The 20,899-nt window shown below is 42.0% G+C and carries 19 protein-coding genes and 1 pseudogene; 10 read left to right on the top strand and 10 right to left on the bottom strand.

Features of this window, described 5'->3' with window-relative positions; all coding sequences use genetic code 11:
• Window positions 1-236: 236 nt before the first annotated feature.
• The 3 genes from V7K79_RS13565 to V7K79_RS13555 form a co-directional block, all read right to left on the bottom strand.
• A complete protein-coding gene (locus V7K79_RS13565; RefSeq protein ID WP_335048379.1) occupies window positions 237-1,004 on the bottom strand; it encodes a phycobilisome rod-core linker polypeptide in 768 nt (255 codons plus the stop codon).
• Between the two features lie 363 nt (window positions 1,005-1,367).
• Window positions 1,368-1,910: a hypothetical protein gene (locus tag V7K79_RS13560; RefSeq protein ID WP_335048378.1), complete on the bottom strand. Its 543-nt coding sequence runs from the start codon at window positions 1,908-1,910 to the stop codon at window positions 1,368-1,370.
• Window positions 1,911-2,528, bottom strand: coding sequence for a phycobiliprotein lyase (locus V7K79_RS13555; RefSeq protein ID WP_335048890.1), 618 nt, complete (start codon window positions 2,526-2,528; stop codon window positions 1,911-1,913). It lies immediately after the preceding gene.
• Window positions 2,529-2,822: 294 nt separating this feature from the next.
• On the opposite strand from V7K79_RS13555, the gene V7K79_RS13550 reads away from it, so the two are divergent.
• From V7K79_RS13550 to V7K79_RS13535, 4 genes are all read left to right on the top strand, one after another.
• Complete coding sequence (locus V7K79_RS13550) at window positions 2,823-2,990, top strand: NblA/ycf18 family protein (RefSeq protein WP_335048376.1); 168 nt, start codon at window positions 2,823-2,825, stop codon at window positions 2,988-2,990.
• Window positions 2,991-3,348: 358 nt separating this feature from the next.
• Window positions 3,349-3,906 (top strand): bleomycin hydrolase, encoded by a 558-nt coding sequence (locus V7K79_RS13545; protein ID WP_335048374.1) that lies wholly within the window; start codon window positions 3,349-3,351, stop codon window positions 3,904-3,906.
• A gap of 78 nt (window positions 3,907-3,984) precedes the next feature.
• Entirely contained in the window at window positions 3,985-4,479 is a 495-nt protein-coding gene (locus V7K79_RS13540) for a bleomycin hydrolase (RefSeq protein WP_335048372.1), read from the top strand.
• A gap of 173 nt (window positions 4,480-4,652) precedes the next feature.
• Window positions 4,653-5,261 (top strand): HEAT repeat domain-containing protein, encoded by a 609-nt coding sequence (locus V7K79_RS13535; protein WP_335048370.1) that lies wholly within the window; start codon window positions 4,653-4,655, stop codon window positions 5,259-5,261.
• 50 nt (window positions 5,262-5,311) lie between these two features.
• Here V7K79_RS13535 and V7K79_RS13530 read toward each other — a convergent pair whose 3' ends face one another.
• From V7K79_RS13530 to V7K79_RS13515, 4 genes and pseudogenes are all read right to left on the bottom strand, one after another.
• Entirely contained in the window at window positions 5,312-5,710 is a 399-nt protein-coding gene (locus V7K79_RS13530; RefSeq protein ID WP_335048368.1) for a helix-turn-helix domain-containing protein, read from the bottom strand.
• Window positions 5,694-5,994: pseudogene (locus tag V7K79_RS13525) on the bottom strand (type II toxin-antitoxin system HigB family toxin). Before V7K79_RS13525 ends, V7K79_RS13530 begins: the two are co-directional and overlap by 17 nt.
• Before the next feature lie 103 nt (window positions 5,995-6,097).
• Window positions 6,098-7,006 carry a HEAT repeat domain-containing protein gene (locus V7K79_RS13520; protein ID WP_335048366.1) on the bottom strand — a complete coding sequence of 303 codons (909 nt, stop codon included), beginning with the start codon at window positions 7,004-7,006 and terminating at the stop codon, window positions 6,098-6,100.
• Between the two features lie 32 nt (window positions 7,007-7,038).
• Window positions 7,039-7,278, bottom strand: a complete 240-nt coding sequence (locus V7K79_RS13515) for a hypothetical protein (protein ID WP_335048364.1) — start codon at window positions 7,276-7,278, stop codon at window positions 7,039-7,041.
• A 289-nt stretch (window positions 7,279-7,567) separates the two neighbouring features.
• Here V7K79_RS13515 and V7K79_RS13510 point away from each other — a divergent pair, with 289 nt between their 5' ends.
• Window positions 7,568-8,839, top strand: coding sequence for a HEAT repeat domain-containing protein (locus tag V7K79_RS13510; RefSeq protein WP_335048362.1), 1,272 nt, complete (start codon window positions 7,568-7,570; stop codon window positions 8,837-8,839).
• Between the two features lie 18 nt (window positions 8,840-8,857).
• Here V7K79_RS13510 and V7K79_RS13505 read toward each other — a convergent pair whose 3' ends face one another.
• The 3 genes from V7K79_RS13505 to hemC all read right to left on the bottom strand — a co-directional run bounded on the left by V7K79_RS13505 (window position 8,858) and on the right by hemC (window position 12,188).
• A complete protein-coding gene (locus V7K79_RS13505) occupies window positions 8,858-9,418 on the bottom strand; it encodes a sugar O-acetyltransferase (protein ID WP_335048360.1) in 561 nt (186 codons plus the stop codon).
• 220 nt (window positions 9,419-9,638) lie between these two features.
• Entirely contained in the window at window positions 9,639-11,081 is a 1,443-nt protein-coding gene (gene glgA / locus V7K79_RS13500; protein WP_335048358.1) for a glycogen synthase GlgA, read from the bottom strand.
• Window positions 11,082-11,216: 135 nt separating this feature from the next.
• The gene (gene hemC, locus V7K79_RS13495; protein ID WP_335048357.1) at window positions 11,217-12,188 is read right to left on the bottom strand and encodes a hydroxymethylbilane synthase; all 972 of its coding nucleotides are present in this window, start codon (window positions 12,186-12,188) and stop codon (window positions 11,217-11,219) included.
• Window positions 12,189-13,195: 1,007 nt separating this feature from the next.
• Here hemC and V7K79_RS13490 point away from each other — a divergent pair.
• The 5 genes from V7K79_RS13490 (at window position 13,196) to V7K79_RS13470 (ending at window position 20,588) form a co-directional block, all read left to right on the top strand.
• Window positions 13,196-14,710, top strand: coding sequence for an efflux RND transporter periplasmic adaptor subunit (locus V7K79_RS13490; RefSeq protein ID WP_335048355.1), 1,515 nt, complete (start codon window positions 13,196-13,198; stop codon window positions 14,708-14,710).
• A gap of 54 nt (window positions 14,711-14,764) precedes the next feature.
• Complete coding sequence (locus V7K79_RS13485; RefSeq protein ID WP_335048353.1) at window positions 14,765-15,940, top strand: ABC transporter permease; 1,176 nt, start codon at window positions 14,765-14,767, stop codon at window positions 15,938-15,940.
• A 66-nt stretch (window positions 15,941-16,006) separates the two neighbouring features.
• Window positions 16,007-17,929 carry a TolC family protein gene (locus V7K79_RS13480; protein ID WP_335048351.1) on the top strand — a complete coding sequence of 641 codons (1,923 nt, stop codon included), beginning with the start codon at window positions 16,007-16,009 and terminating at the stop codon, window positions 17,927-17,929.
• 880 nt (window positions 17,930-18,809) lie between these two features.
• Window positions 18,810-19,331, top strand: coding sequence for a hypothetical protein (locus V7K79_RS13475; protein WP_335048349.1), 522 nt, complete (start codon window positions 18,810-18,812; stop codon window positions 19,329-19,331).
• A 759-nt stretch (window positions 19,332-20,090) separates the two neighbouring features.
• A complete protein-coding gene (locus V7K79_RS13470) occupies window positions 20,091-20,588 on the top strand; it encodes a hypothetical protein (RefSeq protein WP_335048347.1) in 498 nt (165 codons plus the stop codon).
• Window positions 20,589-20,899: the final 311 nt, after the last annotated feature.

The following is a 20,899-nucleotide window of genomic DNA, read 5'->3' as shown; positions in this document are numbered from 1 at the left end:
AACACATCGACCATTGATAAAAAATCATGCCCAATGACACCAGTTGCTTCAAGTCCGCAAAGTCGCCCAACGCACTGGCTCCCCAATGCCCATAAACAACTAGCGTGCATTAGACATGGGATAGAGTCTGTTTCACTTAGTTATATCTAAATAAAACTCCTACATAACCCAAGACTTATGCACGCTATAAAGAGATCGAATGGATGTACTAGCCAGCCACCGACCAAAAATCGTTGTTATTTAATTCCTGACAGTTGCCGATAAGGTACAGACTTTTCGATATCGATGTTGTATGGCGAGACTCGTTGTGGAGGATTGCCAGTTGCATTGATATTTTGTGCCATACTCAGGAATAGAGATGGATCGCCAGCCTTGGGCTTTTGCTCTTGTGGAAGGAATCTGCGTACTTCGACCTGCCAAATAATTTGGGGGAAACCCAGTTTGGCACGGTGATAATCTTCGTATCGCGGAGATTTAATGTTAAATGGCAACTCACCCTCAGATTGGGATGGCAGTATCCGACGGCGCTGATAAGGCACTGTGGAGTATCCAAAATTGCTCAAGTACTCTTCAGTATTCAGCACTTGATCAATAAAGCCAACAATACCTTTGGTAGCGACTACAATTGACCAGGCAATTTTTTCCCGCTCGCTGTATGGATCGCGTCCCAGAACTCGCTGAATTACTTGCTCAACAAAGCGATAATTGTTGTTGAGGTTGTAAAAGCTTTTTTTAAAGGTGTTGGAAAGTACCAAGCCACGAATAAAGTCCCGTACTGTAATTTGTCCATTACGGAGTTGAGACTCTAAATATGTTTCGCGATCAGCAGTAAAAGCATAAAAGAAAATTTGACGATATGCTGCTTCGATCAAATCACCTAAATCTGATGGGGACAGTATATTGTCAGTATTAAAAATCCTTGGCTGTTCATCACCCGGTACTTCGTATGAAGCTACACGCTGATTCTGACTTGAAGGTTCATATTCTAACAGAGGAATTGCCACTCTAAAGCCTCCATGTTCTTAATTAAAGTTAACAACTTTTAATCACATATTAAGGGAGTAGTTGTATCAAAACTTCAGATTCTGATAAAATTTCACGAAACTTAACTAAGAGTAATTATAAGTATTCGCAGGATAAAAGGTTAGCTTGCTGGATTAAACCCATAGATAATCAATAAATAGGGAGTTAGGCTTCCAAGTTAATGACTACGCAAATGACTAAAGAATTTTATTCACATATTTTAGATTAGGAGATTCAGTTTCACTTTTTTAAATCAAAGTAATAATTTTTAACATTTAGTAAAAGAAATTAATGGGGGATTAGGCATTGGACAATACCCCCTGCCTCCTGCCTCCCTCAGCAACTCAGCGACCTATCCAAAATTCCAGGGGATCTATGGTTGATTGACAGTAAGGCCAGCTACGCAAAGTTGCTTCCATTCCTACCTGCCAGTAGGGTGGTTCCAGTCCTAGCCCTAAGCAAAGATGAGATAGGATGCTAGCAAACTGCTCATTGTGACCAAAGTCTCCTAGATGGGCATGGGCGTATTCATGGACGACTATACCAAACCAGTCTTTAGGTGCAACTCGACCAACATCTACCAGAATAGTGATTGGGTTGGTGAGAATGTTGCATAGCCCATCTATGCCGAAGGACTGAGCAATGGGAACTGCAAAAATTTGGATGTGGCGACGCTCTTGGGGATAAAAGCACTGATGACAAATTTCTAGATAGGCATTGATTTGAGTGTTTACGGCGTTAATATTCTCGCCGATCCAAGTGCAAATTGAGATGCGATCGCGCAGGTTCTCAAACACATTCACCATACCCGGTTCTAGGGCAAGTCCCTGTACTAGACGCAGATAATCTTGCCCACGAGTAAAAGCATCGCTCTGCTTGAGAATCATTTACCAGCCCAGAACTGAATAAAACTGTCTCTTTTCTAAAACATCCGCTCCTTGTTTTTCTGTTACTTCTTCTGAGCTAGAAGCCTCAACAGAGGTTTCAATACGGCTTTCAGTACAAAACGATGCGGTGCTAAAGCCGCCAAACCGTTTGACTGTACTGGTTCGCATTCGCATATTTGGGCTGGCGAACCAAAATCGCTCAATGGAACTCATTGTTTCATATTCGGTTGTCAACACCAGTCCATCTTCATCATCCATGTGAAAAAGACCGACTACAGGTACTATTTCGGCGTAACCTCTTTCACGAAGTAATTTGCCTTGCCTTGGGTTATCGTCATCAGGCACGATCGCAAATATGGTTTTCCCCTGATGATTCTCTTCATCCTCTCGATCCCAAGCCATTGTCCCAAGCCAACGCACACGTGAGCCACCAACTGAAAGGCTGGGGTCAATCTCATGATATCGACATAGTTCGATGATTTCTGGATGATCGGCATCTAGAGTTTCTACCTGTATATCCGATTCTCCTGTTTCTGAGCGCTTAAACGCCAGATGATGAGTTGCACGTTGCGATCGCCACTTACCAGCACTTAGCCGAAAAAATTCCATTGCGTCTATCAATCTTCTGACTCCTACTTATTACTCCTGCGGACGATGTTCACCTTATTCTTTATTTTTAGAGTAGTTGGTATATAAACATTCTAAACATTACAGCGATTAGTGGTCAGCTTCAATAAATACCCTACAAGGGGAGAGAGATGTATTGTTATGTAATTGTAAATTTTTATGAGTTTGATTTATCATCGCTTGACAAGGTAGACATTTTGCTATTCAGGTGCTAAATTGGTAAAAAGCGATCGTCTTCCACCAACAACAAATACCCTTCGATTCAATCAATCAGAGGAGTGAATAATGGACTTTCCAATCGAATTAACTTTAGAACAACAGTTTCGCTTACAAAATTTGAAAGACCAGGTAAAAAATTTAAGCCAAGAAGAGGCTCAGGAATTTTTGTTAGAAATTTTACGGCAGATGATGGTGAAAGATAATTTGGTTAAACATCTGCTAAAACAAGCTTGATAAGCTCGATCGAGTAAAAAATAATATTTTTTCCTTAAGACTTACGCAGTGGCAGAGTTACAGTCAAATGTGTAAGTCTTAATTTTTTGGGTATTGGGGAAGGTGGGGGCCCTTTTGGGGATAAGGGGTAATGAGGACTAGGGATTAGGAGATTTGAGATTCTGAGGTGGATGAATCAAGTTCTAACTCTCCGCCAGTGCCCAACCCAAGAGAAATATTACAGATTATTACTTTGTCTCTCATAGTAAAGACTAGGGTACTATTGATCCCCTATGTTTTTCTTTGGCTACTCGCAGTTAATCTGATCGAGAACACGCCAGAAATAATATCCGCCATTTGTGAATATTAAGGAGAACTCATGGTTCTTGACGCTTTTTCTAAAGCTGTAATTACAGCAGACGCCAAAACTGCTCCTATCGGTGGTGCTGATTTAGCAGCTCTCAAGAGTTTCATTTCTGATGGCAACAAGCGCCTTGATGCTGTAAACGCGATCGCTAGCAACTCTAGCTGTGCCGTTTCTGATGCCATTGCTGGAATTGCCTGTGAAAACCAAGGTTTAATTCAAGCTGGTGGTAACTTGTACCCAACTCGTCGCCATGCTGCTTGCCTACGTGATGCCGAAATCATCCTGCGTTACGTAACCTATGCGCTATTGGCTGGTGATTCTTCTGTATTGGATGATCGTGCTCTGAATGGGCTAAAAGAAACCTACACAGCTTTGGGCGTCCCCACCGGTTCTTCTGTACGTGCTGTACAGCTTTTGAAGGCTATCAGCGTTGCCCACATCACCAACACGAACACTGAAGCTAACGCTGGTAAAAGATTCCGCAAGCAAGAAGTAGTTCAAGGCGACTGCTCTGCTCTAGCTGCTGAAGCTGCTAGCTACTTCGATCGCGTTATTTCTGCTCTGAGCTAATAGCTCATGGCTAACGGCTATTAGCCAAACGAACTGAAATTCAAACCCGATCAAATCCCATCTGGAGTATAAAAAGTAATGAAATCAGTTATCACCACGGTTATTACATCTGCTGATGCAGCAGGTCGTTTCCCATCTACCTCTGATCTAGAGTCCGTCCAAGGTAGCATTCAACGTGCTAACGCTCGTCTAGAAGCTGCTGAAAAGCTGGCTTCTGGGATCGATGCTGTCGCTAAAGAAGGTTATGATGCAGCCTTCAAGAAGTATCCTTTCTTGAACCAAGACGGTGAAGCTGGCGACACCCAAGTTAAAAAAGATAAGTGCCTCCGCGACATCAAGCACTACCTGCGCCTAATCAACTATAGCTTAGTTGTGGGTGGTACTGGGCCTTTGGATGAGTGGGGTATTGCAGGTGCTCGTGAAGTGTATCGCTCTTTGAATCTGCCCACTGCTCCTTATGTTACCGCGCTGACTTACACTCGCGATCGCGCTTGCGCTCCTCGTGATTTGTCTCCTCAAGCGTTGGTTGAGTTCCGCAATCTCCTCGACTACGTAATCAACTCCCTGTCATAGTCACACGGATTGAATAGACGAGCGATTGTCATACTCTAGAACTAGGGACTCTCAGTCTGTTGCTTTGCCTAAATTAGGTTGAGTAATCGACTTGGAGTCCCTCAGTTGTGATTAATATTTATCAATTATCTCTATCTCGAACTCAGGAAATTTAAACAAGAAAATTTTATCTTATGACAATAGATTCTCTATTTGAACAACTGAAACATCCCAATCCCAATCTGCGGGAACGAGCCATGTGGGAACTGGCTGATGTCCGTGATGAAAATACTATTCCTCGGTTAATGAGTATTTTGGATCAAGAAGATATAACCTACCGTCGAGCTGCGGTAAAGGCACTGGGAGCTATTGGTATAGATGCTGTACCGCCACTAGTGGAGTCATTGGTGAACAGCGACAATGCAACTATTCGGGGCAGTTGTGCCAAAGCCCTGGCACAAGTCGCCGCCAACCATCCAGACGTACCCTTCCCAACTGAGGGGTTAGAGGGATTAAAAACAGCGCTCAATGATCCAAATGGTGTTGTTTATATTGCATCTGTGATGGCTCTGGGTGAGATTGGTTCCCCGGCCTTTGAAATTTTAACTGAAGCTCTCAAAACAACGGATAATGTTGCGGTGGCTGTAGCGATCGTCAATGCACTCGGTTCTATGGGTGATATCCGGGGAGTGGAAGTGCTGAAGGCATTGACTAACGATCAATCTGTCGATCCGTATGTACGAGAGTCAGCAGTCAGTGCCTTACCACGATTAGATCAGGTGATTAATTATAAAAGGGGGTAGCGCGATCGCTCTTACAATTACCTTTATCAATTGCCAGTAGGGCGGATAAATTAGATGAACAGACTAGGTGTCACCTTGAAGTAATCTCCGAGTGCTTTAGCTTGTGCCTTACTAATCGACCGCTTACCGTTCACAACCTCAGACACCACGCCGCTTGATCCGATGATACCCACTAAGTCAGCTTGACGGGTGTTACTGGCTTCCATAATGTGTTGGAGAATTTCATGCGGTGCAGATTCATCCATTGGATAGTTCTGTGCTTCATACGCTTCAATCAGCGTTACTATCAGCTTATGCAAAGCTTGTTGTTCTGGAGTCCGATTTTTGTAAAACGTTAGGCGCTCTGCCATAGCTAAAGCACGATCATATTCCTCTTCTGTCTCAATCACCTTGGGAGCAACTTCAGCTAGCAGACTACTATAAATAGCTTGGTCAAAAGTAAGGGTCATTTTTCCATTTCCCTTTGTCGTATTCAGCATGAGTTAGAAAGTATTTGTAATAAACCGTTCGGTTTTCGTAGTCAATACCGACAATCAGGCGATAGTCATTCCCTTTGATGTTAAAGATAGTAAAATTTCCAACCGCTTCAGCATCGCGATAAATCTGACGAACGTCCTCCAAGTTCTGCCATTCCACTTTCTTGACGGTTGCGTACCAGTCGTCAAGAAAGCTTTTTGATATCGGGGTACTGGACAGCATCAATGCGAAGGTTACGAATCGCAATCAGATGCATTTATCTATACGTTTGCCCATATTTATCAATCAACGAAAAACTAATTCCTGCTTAAATACTCTCAAAAAGAGAGGGCAATGTCAAGTCAGAAATGTCCATCGTCCTATTCCCAAGCATCTTCCTCTAACTGTCTTTCAATTTGAGAAATTGCCAACTTGAATACTGCTTGAACCCCCGCTTCTTTTTCTTGAGTCAATGCAGCTTGCAGGGGTTCTAAAGCAGCGTCATCGCCAATTTTCATCAATGCCAAAGCCGCCGCTTTTCGAGTTTCCCAATCGGCATGATGCAGTAACTCAACAAGGTTAGGAATTGCTGGTCGATAGGTCAGGCTGCCCAATGCAGCAGCAGCTTCACAGCGCACAATTTCAGATGGATCGGTGAGGGCATTAACTAAAATGTTAAATGCTCCTTCTTCAGTACCTTCTTCAGCTATTTTAGCGATCGCTCCCACCACAGCAGCGCGAACCTCAGCTGAGTCGGAGTTAATCTCTTGATATAAATATTCCTTTGCCTCTGCTCCAATAAATCCTAATGCCCATACTGCATATCCTTTGGCACTTTCGGGATACTCGTTTGATGCTAAGATTTTTAGTAATGCTGGCACAGCAGGCTTACCTATCTTGGCCAGCGCTCCCACTGTCGAGGCTTTAACCACCGTATCTTCATCATTTAACAGAGCCTTGACCAAGGTTGGAATTGCGATCGGGTCAGCGATCAGTGTCAGGGTTTTGGTGCTAGCTCGCCGTACAACTGGGTTTGGGTGATTTGCCACCGCTTCCATCAATAAAGGGGCCGCTGGTTTACCGATTTTCCCCAATGCCTCTGCAAAACTCAACCTAACCATTCCCCGTGAGTCTCCCATACTCTCAATCATCTGCTTGAGTAGGTCTTGGTCATCAGGGTTGAAGGTGTTTAAGCTTAATTGCTCACTCACCGCTGCAAATAAAGCATCAGTTTGCGCCTGAGACAGATTTAACGAATCCTCCCCGGATTGAGTTTTGGAGTTGAGCATATCACTTGTAGTTAAATTATCAAGATAGATTACTAATTGCTGAGGCTCAGGGCAGCTTGCTGATTACGGAGATCCTGGAGGGCAGAATCTATCTTGGCAAGCTCAGGCTCCAATTTTGCCATCACATTTACTTTCATCAACTTAGCCCGTTTTGCTGTTTCCATAGTTTCTTGGACTAGACGTTCCCGATACTGCTCAAGTTCTGCAATAACTTCTGCGACATCTTGAGGGGTTACGTTATCGGTTGTTGTGAATTCTGAAGTTTCATCCATAAGTTTTGTTTCCTAAATGCATATTTATTTGAATGATGTGTAGTTAATATTCCCCAGAATGTTTGTATTTGGTTACTCGTGAAACAGAGGCAACTAACTAATAGTTGGCAAATGTATATGTTTCGATCTTCTCAGATTGCGTTACCACTGGTAAAGCTTTTTGATGAAATCTTCAAAAGTACTTCTAATGAATCCCCAACATAATTTATCGCTATTTCCCAGTACCCAGTCCCTAGTACGATAGTAAACGTGACATCTGAGCAATTATCCAAGAGCAATTTACAGATCAATGGATAAACGTTTTTTTAAAATGTTTGGGCTAACAGAAGAAGAAGCGATCGCAATTATCGATACACCATTAGAACAACTCGAAGACGCTTCTGATAAGTATATTGCTGTTTCCCATTTAATTAACTTTCCAACTGAGCAATCGATCGCGGCTTTGGTGCGGGCGATTGAAACCAGCAACCCTGATGAGTTAGACCACCGGATTGTCCGACGCAAAGCTGTGGAAAGTTTAGGGCGATTGCAGGCACAATCAGCTTTACCTGTAATTCGACAGTGCCTTAAAGATAATGATATTTATACTGTTGAAAATACCGTGTGGGCAATCGGAGAAATCGGGACTAAAGATCCAGAAATTCTCGAAGAAGTGGCGCAATTGCTAGATAAACCAGGTCAAATCTATCGAGTCATTATTCACACTTTAGCTAACGCTGACTATCAACCGTCCTTAGAACGTGTAAATAAATTTACTCAAAATAACGATGAACCTACCCGTAGTGCTGCGATCGCTACAGTTTGTCGGTTTACAGGTGACTATTCCCAAATTACTGAGGTGATGGCACTGCTGCAAAGTTCTAGCGTCAATGCACGGCGTGGTTGTATTCAAGACTTGATTGATTCCCGCTACTACAAAGCCATCCCAGAAATTGCCCATTGTCCTGTATCTTTGGTGTTCCGATTACGAGCATTGCGGATGCTTTTAGATGTAGGTGTCCCTAGTGGTGAAATTACCTTTACAGAAATTCAACCTTACTTAGAGCAAGTACTCTACGATCATCCCAACGACCTCGATCTAGTACATGAGTATGATGCTACCCCTGTTCTAGATTTTGTGATTAACGAACTTTACGAAACTGATTTTGGACGCTGCTATTTAGCGACAAAAACTTTATTGGATATTTATGCACAAGAAGCACCAGCAGCGCTTTTAGCAACTTATTCGGACAAGGCATATAACGATTATGGCGCTCATTATCATGTGATGAAACTTTTCGGGTGGCTCAAATATGCTCCCGCCTATGATTTATTAGTAGAAAACCTATACAACCGCGAACCTCAGTTTCAGAAATCTCGTGCTGCGTGTGCGATCGCTCTTGGTAAATTGGGTGATTCACGAGCAATTCCTGAACTCAAAAGTTGCCTCAATACGCCGATTTGGGATTTGAAATACGCTTGTTTATTAGCACTAGACCGCTTAAAAGACTCATCCGGTCAAGAAATTTGCGCTCATGATCCTGACTGGTTAATTAGGGCGAAAGCGACGACTACTCAATAGTTAGGAGTTATATTAAGCCTACATATCCGTTAGTTCCCGGATAATACGGCAGGGGTTGCCAGCTGCTAATACCCTGGCGGGAATGTCGTGGGTGACTACGCTGCCCGCACCGATGACGCACCCCGAACCAATTGTCACACCAGGACAAATCACAGCCGCACCGCCAACCCACACATCAGAGCCGATCTCGACTGACTTGCCGAACTCTTGCTGGCGGCGCAGCTTTGCGTTTAGCGGGTGGGTGGCAGTATAAATCTGCACTCCTGGGCCGAACAGTGTGTAATCTCCGATTTTGACCTGACAGACATCAAGCACAACGCAGTTGAAGTTGAAGAAGCACTTCTTCCCAAGCAGTATATTGAACCCGTAGTCGCAGAAGAATGGTGACTGTATCCACACGTCCTCGCCTCCTGCGCCCAACAGTTCTTGGAGGATGCGCTGACGCTCCTCCTGTTGGGAAAAGCGCATGGCATTGAGGTCTTGACACAAGTCCCGCGCCCGGTCGCGAGCGCGGACTAGTTCAGGGTCAAGCTTGTCATACAACTCTCCCGCCAACATCTTCTCGCGTTCACTAAGCACAATAACGCCTCTTTACAGCAGATTGCAGGTTCATGAAGGACAATAATAAACCAGATTTCAATTTCAGTACATCGAAAAGTTTTGCGTTAGTGTACCCCTGCGGGGAAGCTAGCTACGCGTAACGTCTCGTAGAGAAGGTATCGCCCGAATCCATAACTAGCAACTTGAGTTATTCAAAGTTAAAAGTAGAAACGCACATCTGTACGCTTCTACTAGTGGTTTAGGACTTACTACTGGTGACTGCCTCGTTTAAAACTAACTCTGGTTCTGGTGTCTTCTCTTCTTCTTCTGGCAAACCGTAAATTGACCTGTACAATTTCACATACTGCTTGGCAGATTGATACCAACTAAAGTTTTGACTCATGCCCCGTTTTTGTAGTTCTAGCCATTGCGGTTTGAAATGGAAGCCTTCCCAAGCGCGGATCATAGAGGTGAAAAGGTCTAACGGTTCATAGCGGTCAAAGCAATAACCAGTACCAGCAGCATTTTCAGGGTCGTGATGGCTTACAGTGTCAACTAGTCCACCTGTACGGCGGACAATCGGCACAGAACCATAGCGCAAAGCCATCATTTGGCTAATACCGCATGGTTCAAAACGACTGGGCATCAAGAAGGCATCAGTCCCAGCGTAGATCCGGCGAGACAAAGCATCGTTATACAGCAAGTAAGTTGCCATACGTCCCGGAAAGCGGGATGCTAATTGCCACATCTGAGTTTCATAGTAGCGATCGCCTGTACCCAACAGTACAAACTGTGCATCTGTATAAGATAGGAAGCGATCGAGGATTTGCAATATCAAATCAATGCCTTTTTGTTCCACTAATCGGGTAACAATTCCAATAAAAAAGGCTTTGGAGTTGACTTCTAACCCTAATTCTTCTTGCAAAGCAATTTTGTTGGCCTTGCGTTTATTTAAAGTATCAGCAGTGAACGTTTGCTCAATGTATTTGTCATTCTCTGGGTTATAAACTTCGGTATCAATACCGTTAATAATCCCAGATAATTTACCGCTAATAAAAGATAGCAAACCTTCTAATGTTTCACCGTAAGTAGGTGTCTTGATTTGCTCGGCGTAGGTGGGCGAAACTGTATTTACCTGATTGGCAAATTGTACCGCCGCCGCCATTGTGTTGTGTCCTTGCATGTACCAGGGACACCAAGTAATTTTCTCTAAATACCAACGCCACGGCCCTTGATAAGCCAGATTATGGATGGTAAACACTGTGCTGATATCAGGATCTTGGTGCATCCACACCGGAATCATCCCGGTATGCCAATCGTGGCAATGGATAATTTCTGGCTTCCAGTAATTCCAGGCAAACTCAGCTGCACCATTAGCAAACAATGTGAACCGCCAATCTTCATCGTCTCCAGAATAGATGCGGCGCGGCATAAAGGCCGGATGTCCAAATAAGTACAAGGGAACATCAGTACCAGGCAGAACACTTTCGTATACTGCAAAGTGCTGAAACATGGCATCTCCCCACCAAATGGGTTCTTGGGGAATTTCCATTTTGTCTGGCAGGAAGCCGTAGTAAGGCAAGAATATCCGCACATCATGCCCCATTTCTCTCAGGACTTTGGGTAATGCCCCGACAACATCACCCATTCCTCCTACTTTCGCAACTGGTGCTGCCTCTGCTGCAACAAATAGAATCCGCATGGTAATTTTTGCTTCCCTGAGTCTATATTGTCAAATTAACTTTTTGATCCCGACCAACACGACTTGTCGCGTCTGGCACATCTTTAGTGCAACGGCGATCAATTATTATCTAATCACATCAGCTTGCCCAATTGCTTAGGAACCTCGTTGAATCACCGCAAAAATTTCTGATAAAATTTCTTGCGCTCCCTGTTTTCGCAACAGTTCTGCTAGTTCTATGCCTAGTGCTTCGGCGTTATTGGCAATCCCGGTAACGGTATCTTTGACGAACTTTTGACCATCTACACTGGCAACTATCCCGGTTAAGGTCAAATTCTCACCAGATATTTCTGTATTTACACCGATAGGTACTTGACATCCACCCTCTAAAGAGCGGAGAAAAGATCGTTCGGCGAGACAGCGATCGCGTGTTTCGGGATGTTCGATCGCTTTGAGTAGAGATAGCACTTCATTATCATCAGCACGGCATTCTATCCCTAAAGCACCTTGTCCAACGGCGTGAAGGGAGATTTCTTTGGAGATAATTTGATGAGTGCGATCGCTCATTCCCAATCTTTCTAACCCTGCTGCTGCCAAAATCAAAGCATCGTATTCACCTGCATCCAGTTTTGCCAACCGTGTAATTAAGTTTCCCCGCACATCTTTAAAGGCAAAGTGGGGGAAGTGATGGCGTAACTGTGCTAACCGCCGCAGCGAAGATGTGCCAATTACCGCACCTTCTGGCAACGTATCGATTTGTTTATCTTTGTGCTTTTCATGCACCACTAATGCATCTGCTGGGTTTTCTCGTTCAGTGATTGCTGCTAACGTTAACCCTTCTGGTAAGTGAGTCGGCAGATCCTTGAGAGAATGTACGGCAAAGTCAATCTCTTGATTGAGCATTCCAACTTCAAGTTCTTTAGTAAAAAGTCCTTTATCGCCAATCTTAGCTAATGCTACATCCAAGATTTTATCGCCTTGGGTAGACATGGTGTGGACTTCAAAAGTGATATCAGGGAAACTTTTCTGGAGTTGCTCTTGTACCCAGTAGGTTTGAACCAGAGCAAGTTGGCTTTTGCGCGAACCAATCCGAATAGTGCGTGGGGGACTAGAAACAACTGAAGTCATAAAACAATATAATATCGCAGGCGATAAAATTCACTTTCATCTAGACTACCGTAGTCAGTGACTCATACGAATTTTGGGTTTTGGATTTGGGATTTTGAATTACAATTCTTTACCAAAAGCTTGTTTTAGAAATCTCAAATCATACTAGGGAAGGTGGATTTTATAAAGTGCAAAACTTTGAATCCTGTATGGGACGTTAGATACGTAACCTCCCATCTTCAATTTAAAGTGTTTTATGCTACTGATAATACTTGACGTAAGTAGGGGTGTAGGAGGTAGGGTCTAAGGAAAAGAAAAGTTCATGCCGGGGTGAGTTTAAAACCTATCAAAAAATATGTATTAAAAAACACTTGTTTTTTAGTGGTGTGTGGGGTATGAAAAAAGCAAGAAAACTAGACTCTTGAGTACGAATATTAAGGAAACTCCAAAAAATAAATTATCCAATTTCACGCCTATCAAAACGCTAAAACTGGAACAGATGCGTAGGTTAAGAAGCTAAATTGCGATCGCTTGCATTCAATCGCCATAATAAGCAGAAAGTTGGGGACGTTTGTTTATTGCACTAAAATATGTGTGCTTAAATAGCCCATCACCTCGTGGGGATTGAGGTTGGTAGCACTAGCGATCGCCCTTGATTAGCTGGTAAAGAGCGATCGCTATCAGCATATAAAGAAAGCACCAATAGTGTTGTGGTATACTTTTGCAAAGATAACAATTATACGGCTTATGTGAGTTGGAGTCTGGAAAGGCGTAAATACGTCAACATGGCTAAATATCTTAGCTAAACTACAGCCTGAAACCCTTGCTATAGCTTGGGCATTTTTAATTCACATAAGATGTATTATTATTGGTTCTTCAGTTCTGGTGTTAGAGCAACTTGGGCAATGTTATTGTTATTACTCTGTTTAGAACCCCAACGGCGACGTTCTTAATACAGATCGACATTACCCAAAAGATTATTGACAAGAAAGCGGATTATATGCTTGCGCTCAAACTCATAACTCATAATGTATTTTCCCGGTAAAAGTAAAAAGAAATTTCAAACCGGAGTTAAATGGTTAGTTTGGTCTGCAATTCTAACTTTGGTAGGTATTGGTAGTTGGTTTATGTATATCAAAAGTTTCAATAAATCAACTCAACCCGTAGCAATGCCTACAATCAGCGTAGACTCTGATGACGTAAAAATTACAATTAATGAGAGTGGCACCTTAGAATTGGGAAATCAAAAAGCTCTGAAGTCTCCTGGAGAAGTGACGATAGAAAGGGTGTTAATAAAACTAGGCGATCGTGTTAAGTCTAGTCAGCAATTAGTGATTTTCCGCAACCCAGAAGGACAAAAAAATCTTACTGACTCAGATTTAAGAATTCGCAAACAGCAACTCATCGTAGTACGCAGTCGAGAGAAAGTTGTGGAAGCGCAGAACAAGCTTGCCACAGAGCAAAAGGAGCTGCGGGAGCCTATGACACAAAAACAGTTAGAAATCCAAGAACAGGAGCTAAACTTAACACGTAGCCGCGATCAAGTTGTTGATGCCAAAGAAAAACAAGTTGCGGCTATCAAGGAACTTCAGGATGTGGAAGTTTTGGCAGCAAAAGGCTTTATTTCGAGCAATGAACTCGAACAGCAACAAGAAAAAGTCCGTGAAACAAAATCTACTGTCAAACAGGCTGAATTAACAATCACTAGTGAAACGCTTAAACTCCAGCGTCTGAATTTGGAGTTGAAGCACCAAACAGAAGAGCAACAGAAGGTTGTGGATGCACACTCACAGTTGCGAGAAACTCTCTCAACACTCAACACTGAAAGTGAGGAACTCCGACGCCTACAAATAGAGAGACAAAATCTTCAGAAGGAACTACAAAAAAATATACTCACCGCACCCTTCGCTGGTAAAATCCTTGACTTAAAAATCCAGGATGGAGACGGTGTAAAATCTGGTGAAACGTTACTCACCTTAGGCGATCCGACGCAAGAAATTGTGAAACTAGAGCTAGTGACTATAGATGCTACCAAAGTCAAAGTCAACCAACCAGTGCAAATCAAAGTTCTTGGTCCCAATGCTCAAGAATTTAGCGGGCGAGTCACCAGCTTATATCCCCAGGCGATTGGTTCTGGGAGCGGATTAAGTTTATTAGGTTCAGCTAAAGTTCCTGCCACTATCAAGTTAGACAAACCTAGTGGTACTTTAATCCCTGGTAGCCAAGTCAGTGTTGAAATTATCGTACAGCAACGGCAAAAGGTAGTAGCTGTAAACATAGAAGCAATTCAACGCTCTGAACCAGAGCCTTTTGTTTGGGTACTGGACAACCAAGGCTTGGTTCAAAAGCGGAAAGTCACTCTTGGACTAGAAGGACCAACCAAGGTAGAAATAAAATCCGGCTTAAAGCTAGGTGAAAAAATCATCCTTCCCCCACCTGAAATTGAACTTCAACCAGGAATGCCAGTTACAAAAATTTCACGAGTCCCCAATCATGGGGGCTTAGAGGTTTCCTTTGAGGTTGGAAAAAAAAAGACGGCTTGAGATCAGGATCTCCCCATCTTTTTATCTTATCTCCCTCATCTTTCCGTTCTGCTTATGAGCCTTTCTCCCCTAGACCTGATCAGACTCACCAGTAACTCACTACGTAGTAATCTACTGCGTTCTTTCCTCACCACCCTCGGCGTGTTCATGGGTGTGGCGGCGGTGAATGCAACGCTACAGGTGGGTAGCATTAGTCGGGCGACGATTGCCAAGCAGTTGTCAGAAACAGAAGCACCTCAAATCTTTGTTTTCGTGGCGGGAGAACAAATTAGAGAGCCAAATTTAGAAGACATGGAATTCTTGCGCCAACGACTTAAAAGTTTGCAAGGAGTTAGTGCTTCTAGTTATGTTCCTTCTCAACAAGTTTCATTTTACGGTCGAGAAGCCCAGCCTAATATGCAGGCTGTTACCAAAGATTACTTGCTAACTTCAGGCCGAAAACTCAAAGCAGGTCGTGCCTTCTCAACTGCTGATTTTACTAACTACCGATCCGTAGCGGTGATTGATGAATTTTTATCACAGCAACTTTTTCAAGGTCAAAATCCTATAGGTAAACTGATTTTTACTACAGCAAGACCCTGTTTAGTTGTGGGAGTCATGGAGAGCAAATCACAGATGAATGGCGAGAAACCTACAGGTACTTTACTGATGCCTATATCAACTTACAGCGCTATGACGGGCAAGCAAAGTATTAACTCAATCGCAATACGTCCGCGAAACCTCGAAGACATGAAAAACATCAAAGAGCAAGCAGAAAAAATATTAAAGCAACGCTTTCCAGGTGGAGAAGTCTACACTACAAGCAATGTGGAGGCAATCTTTAAACAAAAAGAAACTTTGGATTTGGCAACGCAGGCACTAACTGTTGTAGGAGTAATCGCACTACTAATTGGCGGTGTGGGTATTGCCAATATTACCATAGCCGCCATCATTGAGCGGACTTCAGAAATTGGTTTAAGACGAGCGCTTGGTGCAACTAAAATTAATATTTTGTCGCAATTTATTTTGGAAGCAGCAATTTTAAGCCTGGTGGGAGGAATTGCCGCTATCATCACAGTATATAGTTTGACATTGATGGTTGTTAATACGTTTGAGTTGCCTTACCAATTTGAGAGCGAAACAGCTGCATTATCATTGAGTGCGGCTTTGGTAGTAGGCGTAGGTGCTTGTTTTCTCCCCGCTTTACGCGCTAGTCAACTCGATCCAGTTAAAGCATTACGTGAGGCGTAGATAATGAGCAAAAAGACAAGGAAAGCAATTCACAATGATTAATTAGCAATCCGAAATGGTATTAATATGCATCGGCATCCTCAAGAAAATTCCAAATCCTCAAACCGTTGGTCTTTTATTTCTATTTTGTTTTGCAGTCTTAATTGGGTAGGTGTTATTACTACAACTTTAGGCGTTGCAGTAGTGTTTATTCCTGCTGTTCGGACACAATTAATTGTCAAATATAACCAAATTGAAACAAAAAATAATCAAATTCAACTTCAGCAACAATTAACAGTGCCGCCTATTCTTGAAAAGAATATTAGCCATCAGCAACCTAAAACTTTTGAAAGAAAGGCTATCCCTTTTGCTGAAGAAGTTATACCATTTAATTTATTTGCCCTTGCTGACTCCTCAAACAACCAAAGGGAGTCATCTAAAACACCTTCACCAAAAACGTCTTTACTACCACTTACCAATTCTCAACCTCTGATTTTGAATCCCCACAGCCAACCACAAATAACGACAGCTTTTCCAGATCCAGTTTCACTATTAGCTCAGAAAAGTTCTTTCAAGCTAGCTCAACAGCAGTCAGCACCACAAAATCAAATAGAAAGTCAAATAATTAATGAAACTAATCCTCACTCAAATTTACCTATTAATCAGCCATCAAATCCGCAAGAAATTAAAATGAAACTTGCAGATGTTGTTATCCTGGTTTTAACGAATAACAGGACAATTAAAAATGCCTATCTCGATAGAATTACTCAAAGAAAAGACTTGCAGGTTGCAGAAAATAAATTCGCACCTTACTTCACACCAAGTTTGTCATTTACGGTGGATCAACTTGGTAATAATGGAATCACATCAGGTAATCCAGGAGTCGATCTAGATACACAAATTTTTGTAAAAATTCCTACAGGTGGAGAGGTTAGTTTTGGATGGGCAAGCAATAATCAATTTTCAAATCTTAATGATAATAGCTTCCTACAGAGTTTAAATCTAGGTTTTAGCCAACCTTTATTAAGGGGAGCCGGGACTCAAATCAACAAAGCCGATATTAAAGCTGCTCGACTAAATGAACAAAACAATATTCTTGCTTTAAAATCTATATTAAGTGAAACGATTACAAATGCTATCCTGGCATACCGTGAGTTACTTCAGGCACAGGAAAGACTAAAAATTCAGCAACTAGCACTAAAAAATGCTGAAGATTCATTACAAATCACGCAAGCTTTAATCAACGCAGGTAGAGAAGCACCGATCGCCATTATCCAAAATCAGGCATCTGTAGCTAATCAGGAAGTAAGTGTATTAGCCGCTCAGAATCAGCTTGAGGGGAGAAAGTTAGCTCTTTTGCAAATTCTTGATATTGATCAAAATACCAAGATATTTGCGGCTGAACTTCCGACGATAAAACCGACGATTCTAGAATTTAACAACCTGAAGGAAATAGCATTAAAAAATCAACCCATTTATTTGCAATCACAGCTAAACCTGGAAATAAGTAAAATTGAAGTGTTGCTGGCAGACAATGATAAACGCTGGGATTTAAACTTTAATGTTAGTTTAAATAATACTACTAATATACCAACTGATGTGAGAACCGGAATAAGTTTAAGCCGGTCATTTGGTGATTTAAGTCGAGAACAAAGACCGGAGCGATCGCGCATTGAATTACGCAAAGCACAAATCTCTTTAGAGGATTCACGGTCAACTTTAGAAATTCAATTAGCAGACATAATTAGAGATGTTAATCTGAGTTTTTCTCAAGCAAAACTTGCTCAACAAGCTACAGAATTATCTGAAAAACAACTTGATGTCGAGCAACAAAAACAGAAATTGGGCAGGGGTTCAGGAATATTCCAGATTATTCAACAGCAAACTGCTTTAGTAGAAGCAAGAAATGCTGAACTTGATGCAACTATAAACTATCTCAATACTTTGACTAACCTTGACTTATTACTTGGCACTACATTAAACACTTGGCAAGTAACCATTGAAAATTAATCATTCGTAGTAACCGTTGAAAGGATGGCACTATCAGGTTAATGTCTTGTCTAAACCATGCAACACGCTTGGGTAACTCTGAAATCCTTGTTGCCCAAGTAACTGCTCCAAAGGATAACCTAGAGTTCGCAAAGGTGATAGCCCTTGCGGAAACTGTATTGGCAAACGCTGCTGCTGAGAACTGTTTTGTTGAATCGCAAAAAAGCGCTTTCGCTGAGTCTATTGCTAAAGCCGAGTTTTGCCTATGTGGGCGCTGCGACTGCTGTTGCTGAGAGCTTTCCTCAATAAAAGTAAAAGGATGTTTTAAAAATCATTGGCGAATATAATTCACTACTACACAAACTCTCGTCCACCTGCGTAGAAAGCATTCAAAATCAAGGGTTTGCTGACCAGGGTCGGCAGGTTTTGTCTGGTGTAGCCAAATTACTGCGTTGGGGAGCCACGTTAAGTAAGTTGGCACAATCAAATCAAACTATGTGAAGAAAGATGTACTAGGCTAAAACCCTCTTCCCTTTTGCCTCTTGCCTTCTGTCTTATCCTAACAAAAATTTATACGCAGACTTGCTTATCAATTTTATACATTAATACAAATGTAGCAAGATATACAGTTTGTGTGTAAAAGCTAGGTAAAAAGCCTGTTTTTCTTTTTAAGAAAGTAATTGTGACTCCGGAATTATGCTGTATTACATTAGATTAATTTAATTTTTTTATGCATATTTGCTGATGAAAAGATGGTACTATCATGCTAGCGCACTGCCTATTGAAAGCAAATAACTGCTGTTAATTGGGATAAAACTCCAATTTTGTTCAAAAAACTAGTGGAGTCGATAGCGCAAGTAGTTTTACATAGACTCAAGTTCAACCCTCAAGAGCTAAAAACATGATTAACGCACATTTCAAAAAAGTTGCCGCTTTAACTCTCGGATCTCTGCTTACTTTTTCTAGTTCGACATTTGCAAGTACATCTAATGTAAAAGTAATAAACCATGCAACACGTTTGGGTAACTCCGAGCTGCTTACTGCTACCCTACCATCTCTAAAAGATAATATAGCGTTCGCAAAATCGATAGCCCTTGCGGAATCTGCATTGGGTCCGGCTCAAGCTGCTGCTGGTTCAGCAGCTATTGCTGGACCTAAGAAACAAGCTTTAGCTGAGTCTATTGCTAAAGCCACAACATTGATAGGGAGTGCTGTTGCTACTTCTGATTCAACTGCTACAAGTGACATAAAGGCAACTGCTCTTTCGCTAGCTAAAGCAGAAACAACCCTTGGTGATGCGCTGGCTATAGCGAATTCAGAGGCTATTAGTGGTCCTGGCAAACCAGCTCTTGCTAAATCACTAGCCAGTGCAAAAACAGCTGTAGGCTCTGCGGCTGCTGTTGCTCTGAGCTCTGCCTCATAAAACTAAGAGGATGTTTTAAAAATCATTGGCGAATATAATTCGCTACTACACAAGCTCTCGTCCACCTCTGTGGATAGTATGCAAAATCAAGGATTTGCTAACCTTCGGCAGGTTTTGTTTTGTGTAACCAAGCAACTGCGTTGAGCAAGTTTCCCCACTTGTTAGCGTAGTGTCTCTGACAGGAGAAGCAAGTGAGATGCAATTTATAATTGCCAAGATAGATAAAAATCAACTTTTAAAACATCCTCTAATCTCGACTTTATCCAAATCCAAGAATGTAAGCCTTGAAATCGGACAAAAGTTCTAGCTTTGTAGCAAAAATTTTTCTTACATGACTAGTTTTGATGAAATCGAAAAATTCAAAACCTAAGTTTCATAAAAATTTTAGGCGATGCAAACTTATCTTGTGAAATTGGATAAAGTTGAGTTGATGAATGACCTAGTTGAAGATGAAGAGACAGTTGAATTGAAGAGCAACTTTTGTCAGCACAATTCAACCTAGTACTGCAAGGCAGAATTTAAAATTCTTGCATTCATCTTGGAAAGTTTTGAGCAGGGGTTTTGTTTGCTCAGACTTGACGCAAAATTTAAAATGAATACAACATAAGCGTTTCATTTATTTTGAATGAGTGGTTTATTTATGCCGTGCTGTACTAGAAAGCGTTCTCTTGACAGGAGGGTTTCCATTGGCGCTCGGAACCCTTGAGTTCAGCGAGGATGAACCCATCCTCTAGTTTTTTAAATCAGGAGATGAGCAGGATGAAAAACAATTGCTTTAGTAAAGTACCTCTTCTAGCGATCAGCTTGCTGGTAATTTCCTCAAGTCAGGCATTATCATTGTCATCTAACAACAAAGACTTAAGTCATGGGAATGGACTGGGTAAGGGCGAGTTCGCGATCGCTCAACAGAATATATCGTTAGGTTTTGCCGTTGGCGTTGCGGTGAAGACATTAAATACAGTAGTCGTTAAATCTCAAACGGTGGCAAAGACCATACCAGTAAACGTCCCATCAGAGTATAGAGATATTGTCTTACCGAAGCTTCAAGAAGCCGTACAATCTCTAGCTAAAGCTGAAAGTTCAGCTCAGAAGGGAGATAACTCTCAAGTGGCTAAGGCGCTATCTCTAGCAGTAACGTTTCTGGGTGAGGCTCGAGCTAGCGCCGTAGCGGATGCTGGTTCTGTGCAAGCAATAACTCAAGTTATTGCTAAAACAAATGAAGCTCTAGCTATAGCAACAAGTAAGGGTTCAAGTTAGAGTGAAACTTTATCTAGATTAAAACCTGTAATTTTTAGAGTGTTGGCTGAAAAGCTAATATAGACTTCATCGCACCAATCTGGGGTTTTTGTACGCTAAGAAATTTTTAAGTGCCTGAAACGACGATTTTTGGTTCAAACTAAATCAAAACTAGCACCACAACATAGTTATCTCACCAATTTTATGGTAGAAAGCACTTGCTGAAAAGCTTACTCTATCTTAGTTTCAGCCTTAACGTATAAGAGTGCTGTTTCAAAAGGCTAACTCACAATTTGATGAATTAGATGTAATAGTGCCCTTGTTGTGGAATA

The sequence above is a fragment of the Nostoc sp. genome, assembly GCF_036917575.1.
GTDB lineage: Bacteria > Cyanobacteriota > Cyanobacteriia > Cyanobacteriales > Nostocaceae > Nostoc.
This window is presented reverse-complemented; position numbering and strand designations above follow the sequence as displayed.

What these genes read in the sequence shown, in the direction of transcription:
- V7K79_RS13490 (WP_335048355.1), top strand. Translation starts at nt 13,196, where the DNA reads ATGTATTTTCCCGGTAAAAGTAAAAAGAAATTTCAAACCGGAGTTAAA.
- V7K79_RS13470 (WP_335048347.1), top strand. Translation starts at nt 20,091, where the DNA reads ATGAAAAACAATTGCTTTAGTAAAGTACCTCTTCTAGCGATCAGCTTG.
- V7K79_RS13545 (WP_335048374.1), top strand. Translation starts at nt 3,349, where the DNA reads ATGGTTCTTGACGCTTTTTCTAAAGCTGTAATTACAGCAGACGCCAAA.
- V7K79_RS13530 (WP_335048368.1), bottom strand. Translation starts at nt 5,710, where the DNA reads ATGACCCTTACTTTTGACCAAGCTATTTATAGTAGTCTGCTAGCTGAA.
- V7K79_RS13535 (WP_335048370.1), top strand. Translation starts at nt 4,653, where the DNA reads ATGACAATAGATTCTCTATTTGAACAACTGAAACATCCCAATCCCAAT.
- V7K79_RS13475 (WP_335048349.1), top strand. Translation starts at nt 18,810, where the DNA reads ATGATTAACGCACATTTCAAAAAAGTTGCCGCTTTAACTCTCGGATCT.
- V7K79_RS13520 (WP_335048366.1), bottom strand. Translation starts at nt 7,006, where the DNA reads ATGCTCAACTCCAAAACTCAATCCGGGGAGGATTCGTTAAATCTGTCT.
- V7K79_RS13510 (WP_335048362.1), top strand. Translation starts at nt 7,568, where the DNA reads ATGGATAAACGTTTTTTTAAAATGTTTGGGCTAACAGAAGAAGAAGCG.
- V7K79_RS13550 (WP_335048376.1), top strand. Translation starts at nt 2,823, where the DNA reads ATGGACTTTCCAATCGAATTAACTTTAGAACAACAGTTTCGCTTACAA.
- hemC (WP_335048357.1), bottom strand. Translation starts at nt 12,188, where the DNA reads ATGACTTCAGTTGTTTCTAGTCCCCCACGCACTATTCGGATTGGTTCG.
- V7K79_RS13560 (WP_335048378.1), bottom strand. Translation starts at nt 1,910, where the DNA reads ATGATTCTCAAGCAGAGCGATGCTTTTACTCGTGGGCAAGATTATCTG.
- V7K79_RS13485 (WP_335048353.1), top strand. Translation starts at nt 14,765, where the DNA reads ATGAGCCTTTCTCCCCTAGACCTGATCAGACTCACCAGTAACTCACTA.
- V7K79_RS13515 (WP_335048364.1), bottom strand. Translation starts at nt 7,278, where the DNA reads ATGGATGAAACTTCAGAATTCACAACAACCGATAACGTAACCCCTCAA.
- V7K79_RS13540 (WP_335048372.1), top strand. Translation starts at nt 3,985, where the DNA reads ATGAAATCAGTTATCACCACGGTTATTACATCTGCTGATGCAGCAGGT.
- V7K79_RS13480 (WP_335048351.1), top strand. Translation starts at nt 16,007, where the DNA reads ATGCATCGGCATCCTCAAGAAAATTCCAAATCCTCAAACCGTTGGTCT.
- glgA (WP_335048358.1), bottom strand. Translation starts at nt 11,081, where the DNA reads ATGCGGATTCTATTTGTTGCAGCAGAGGCAGCACCAGTTGCGAAAGTA.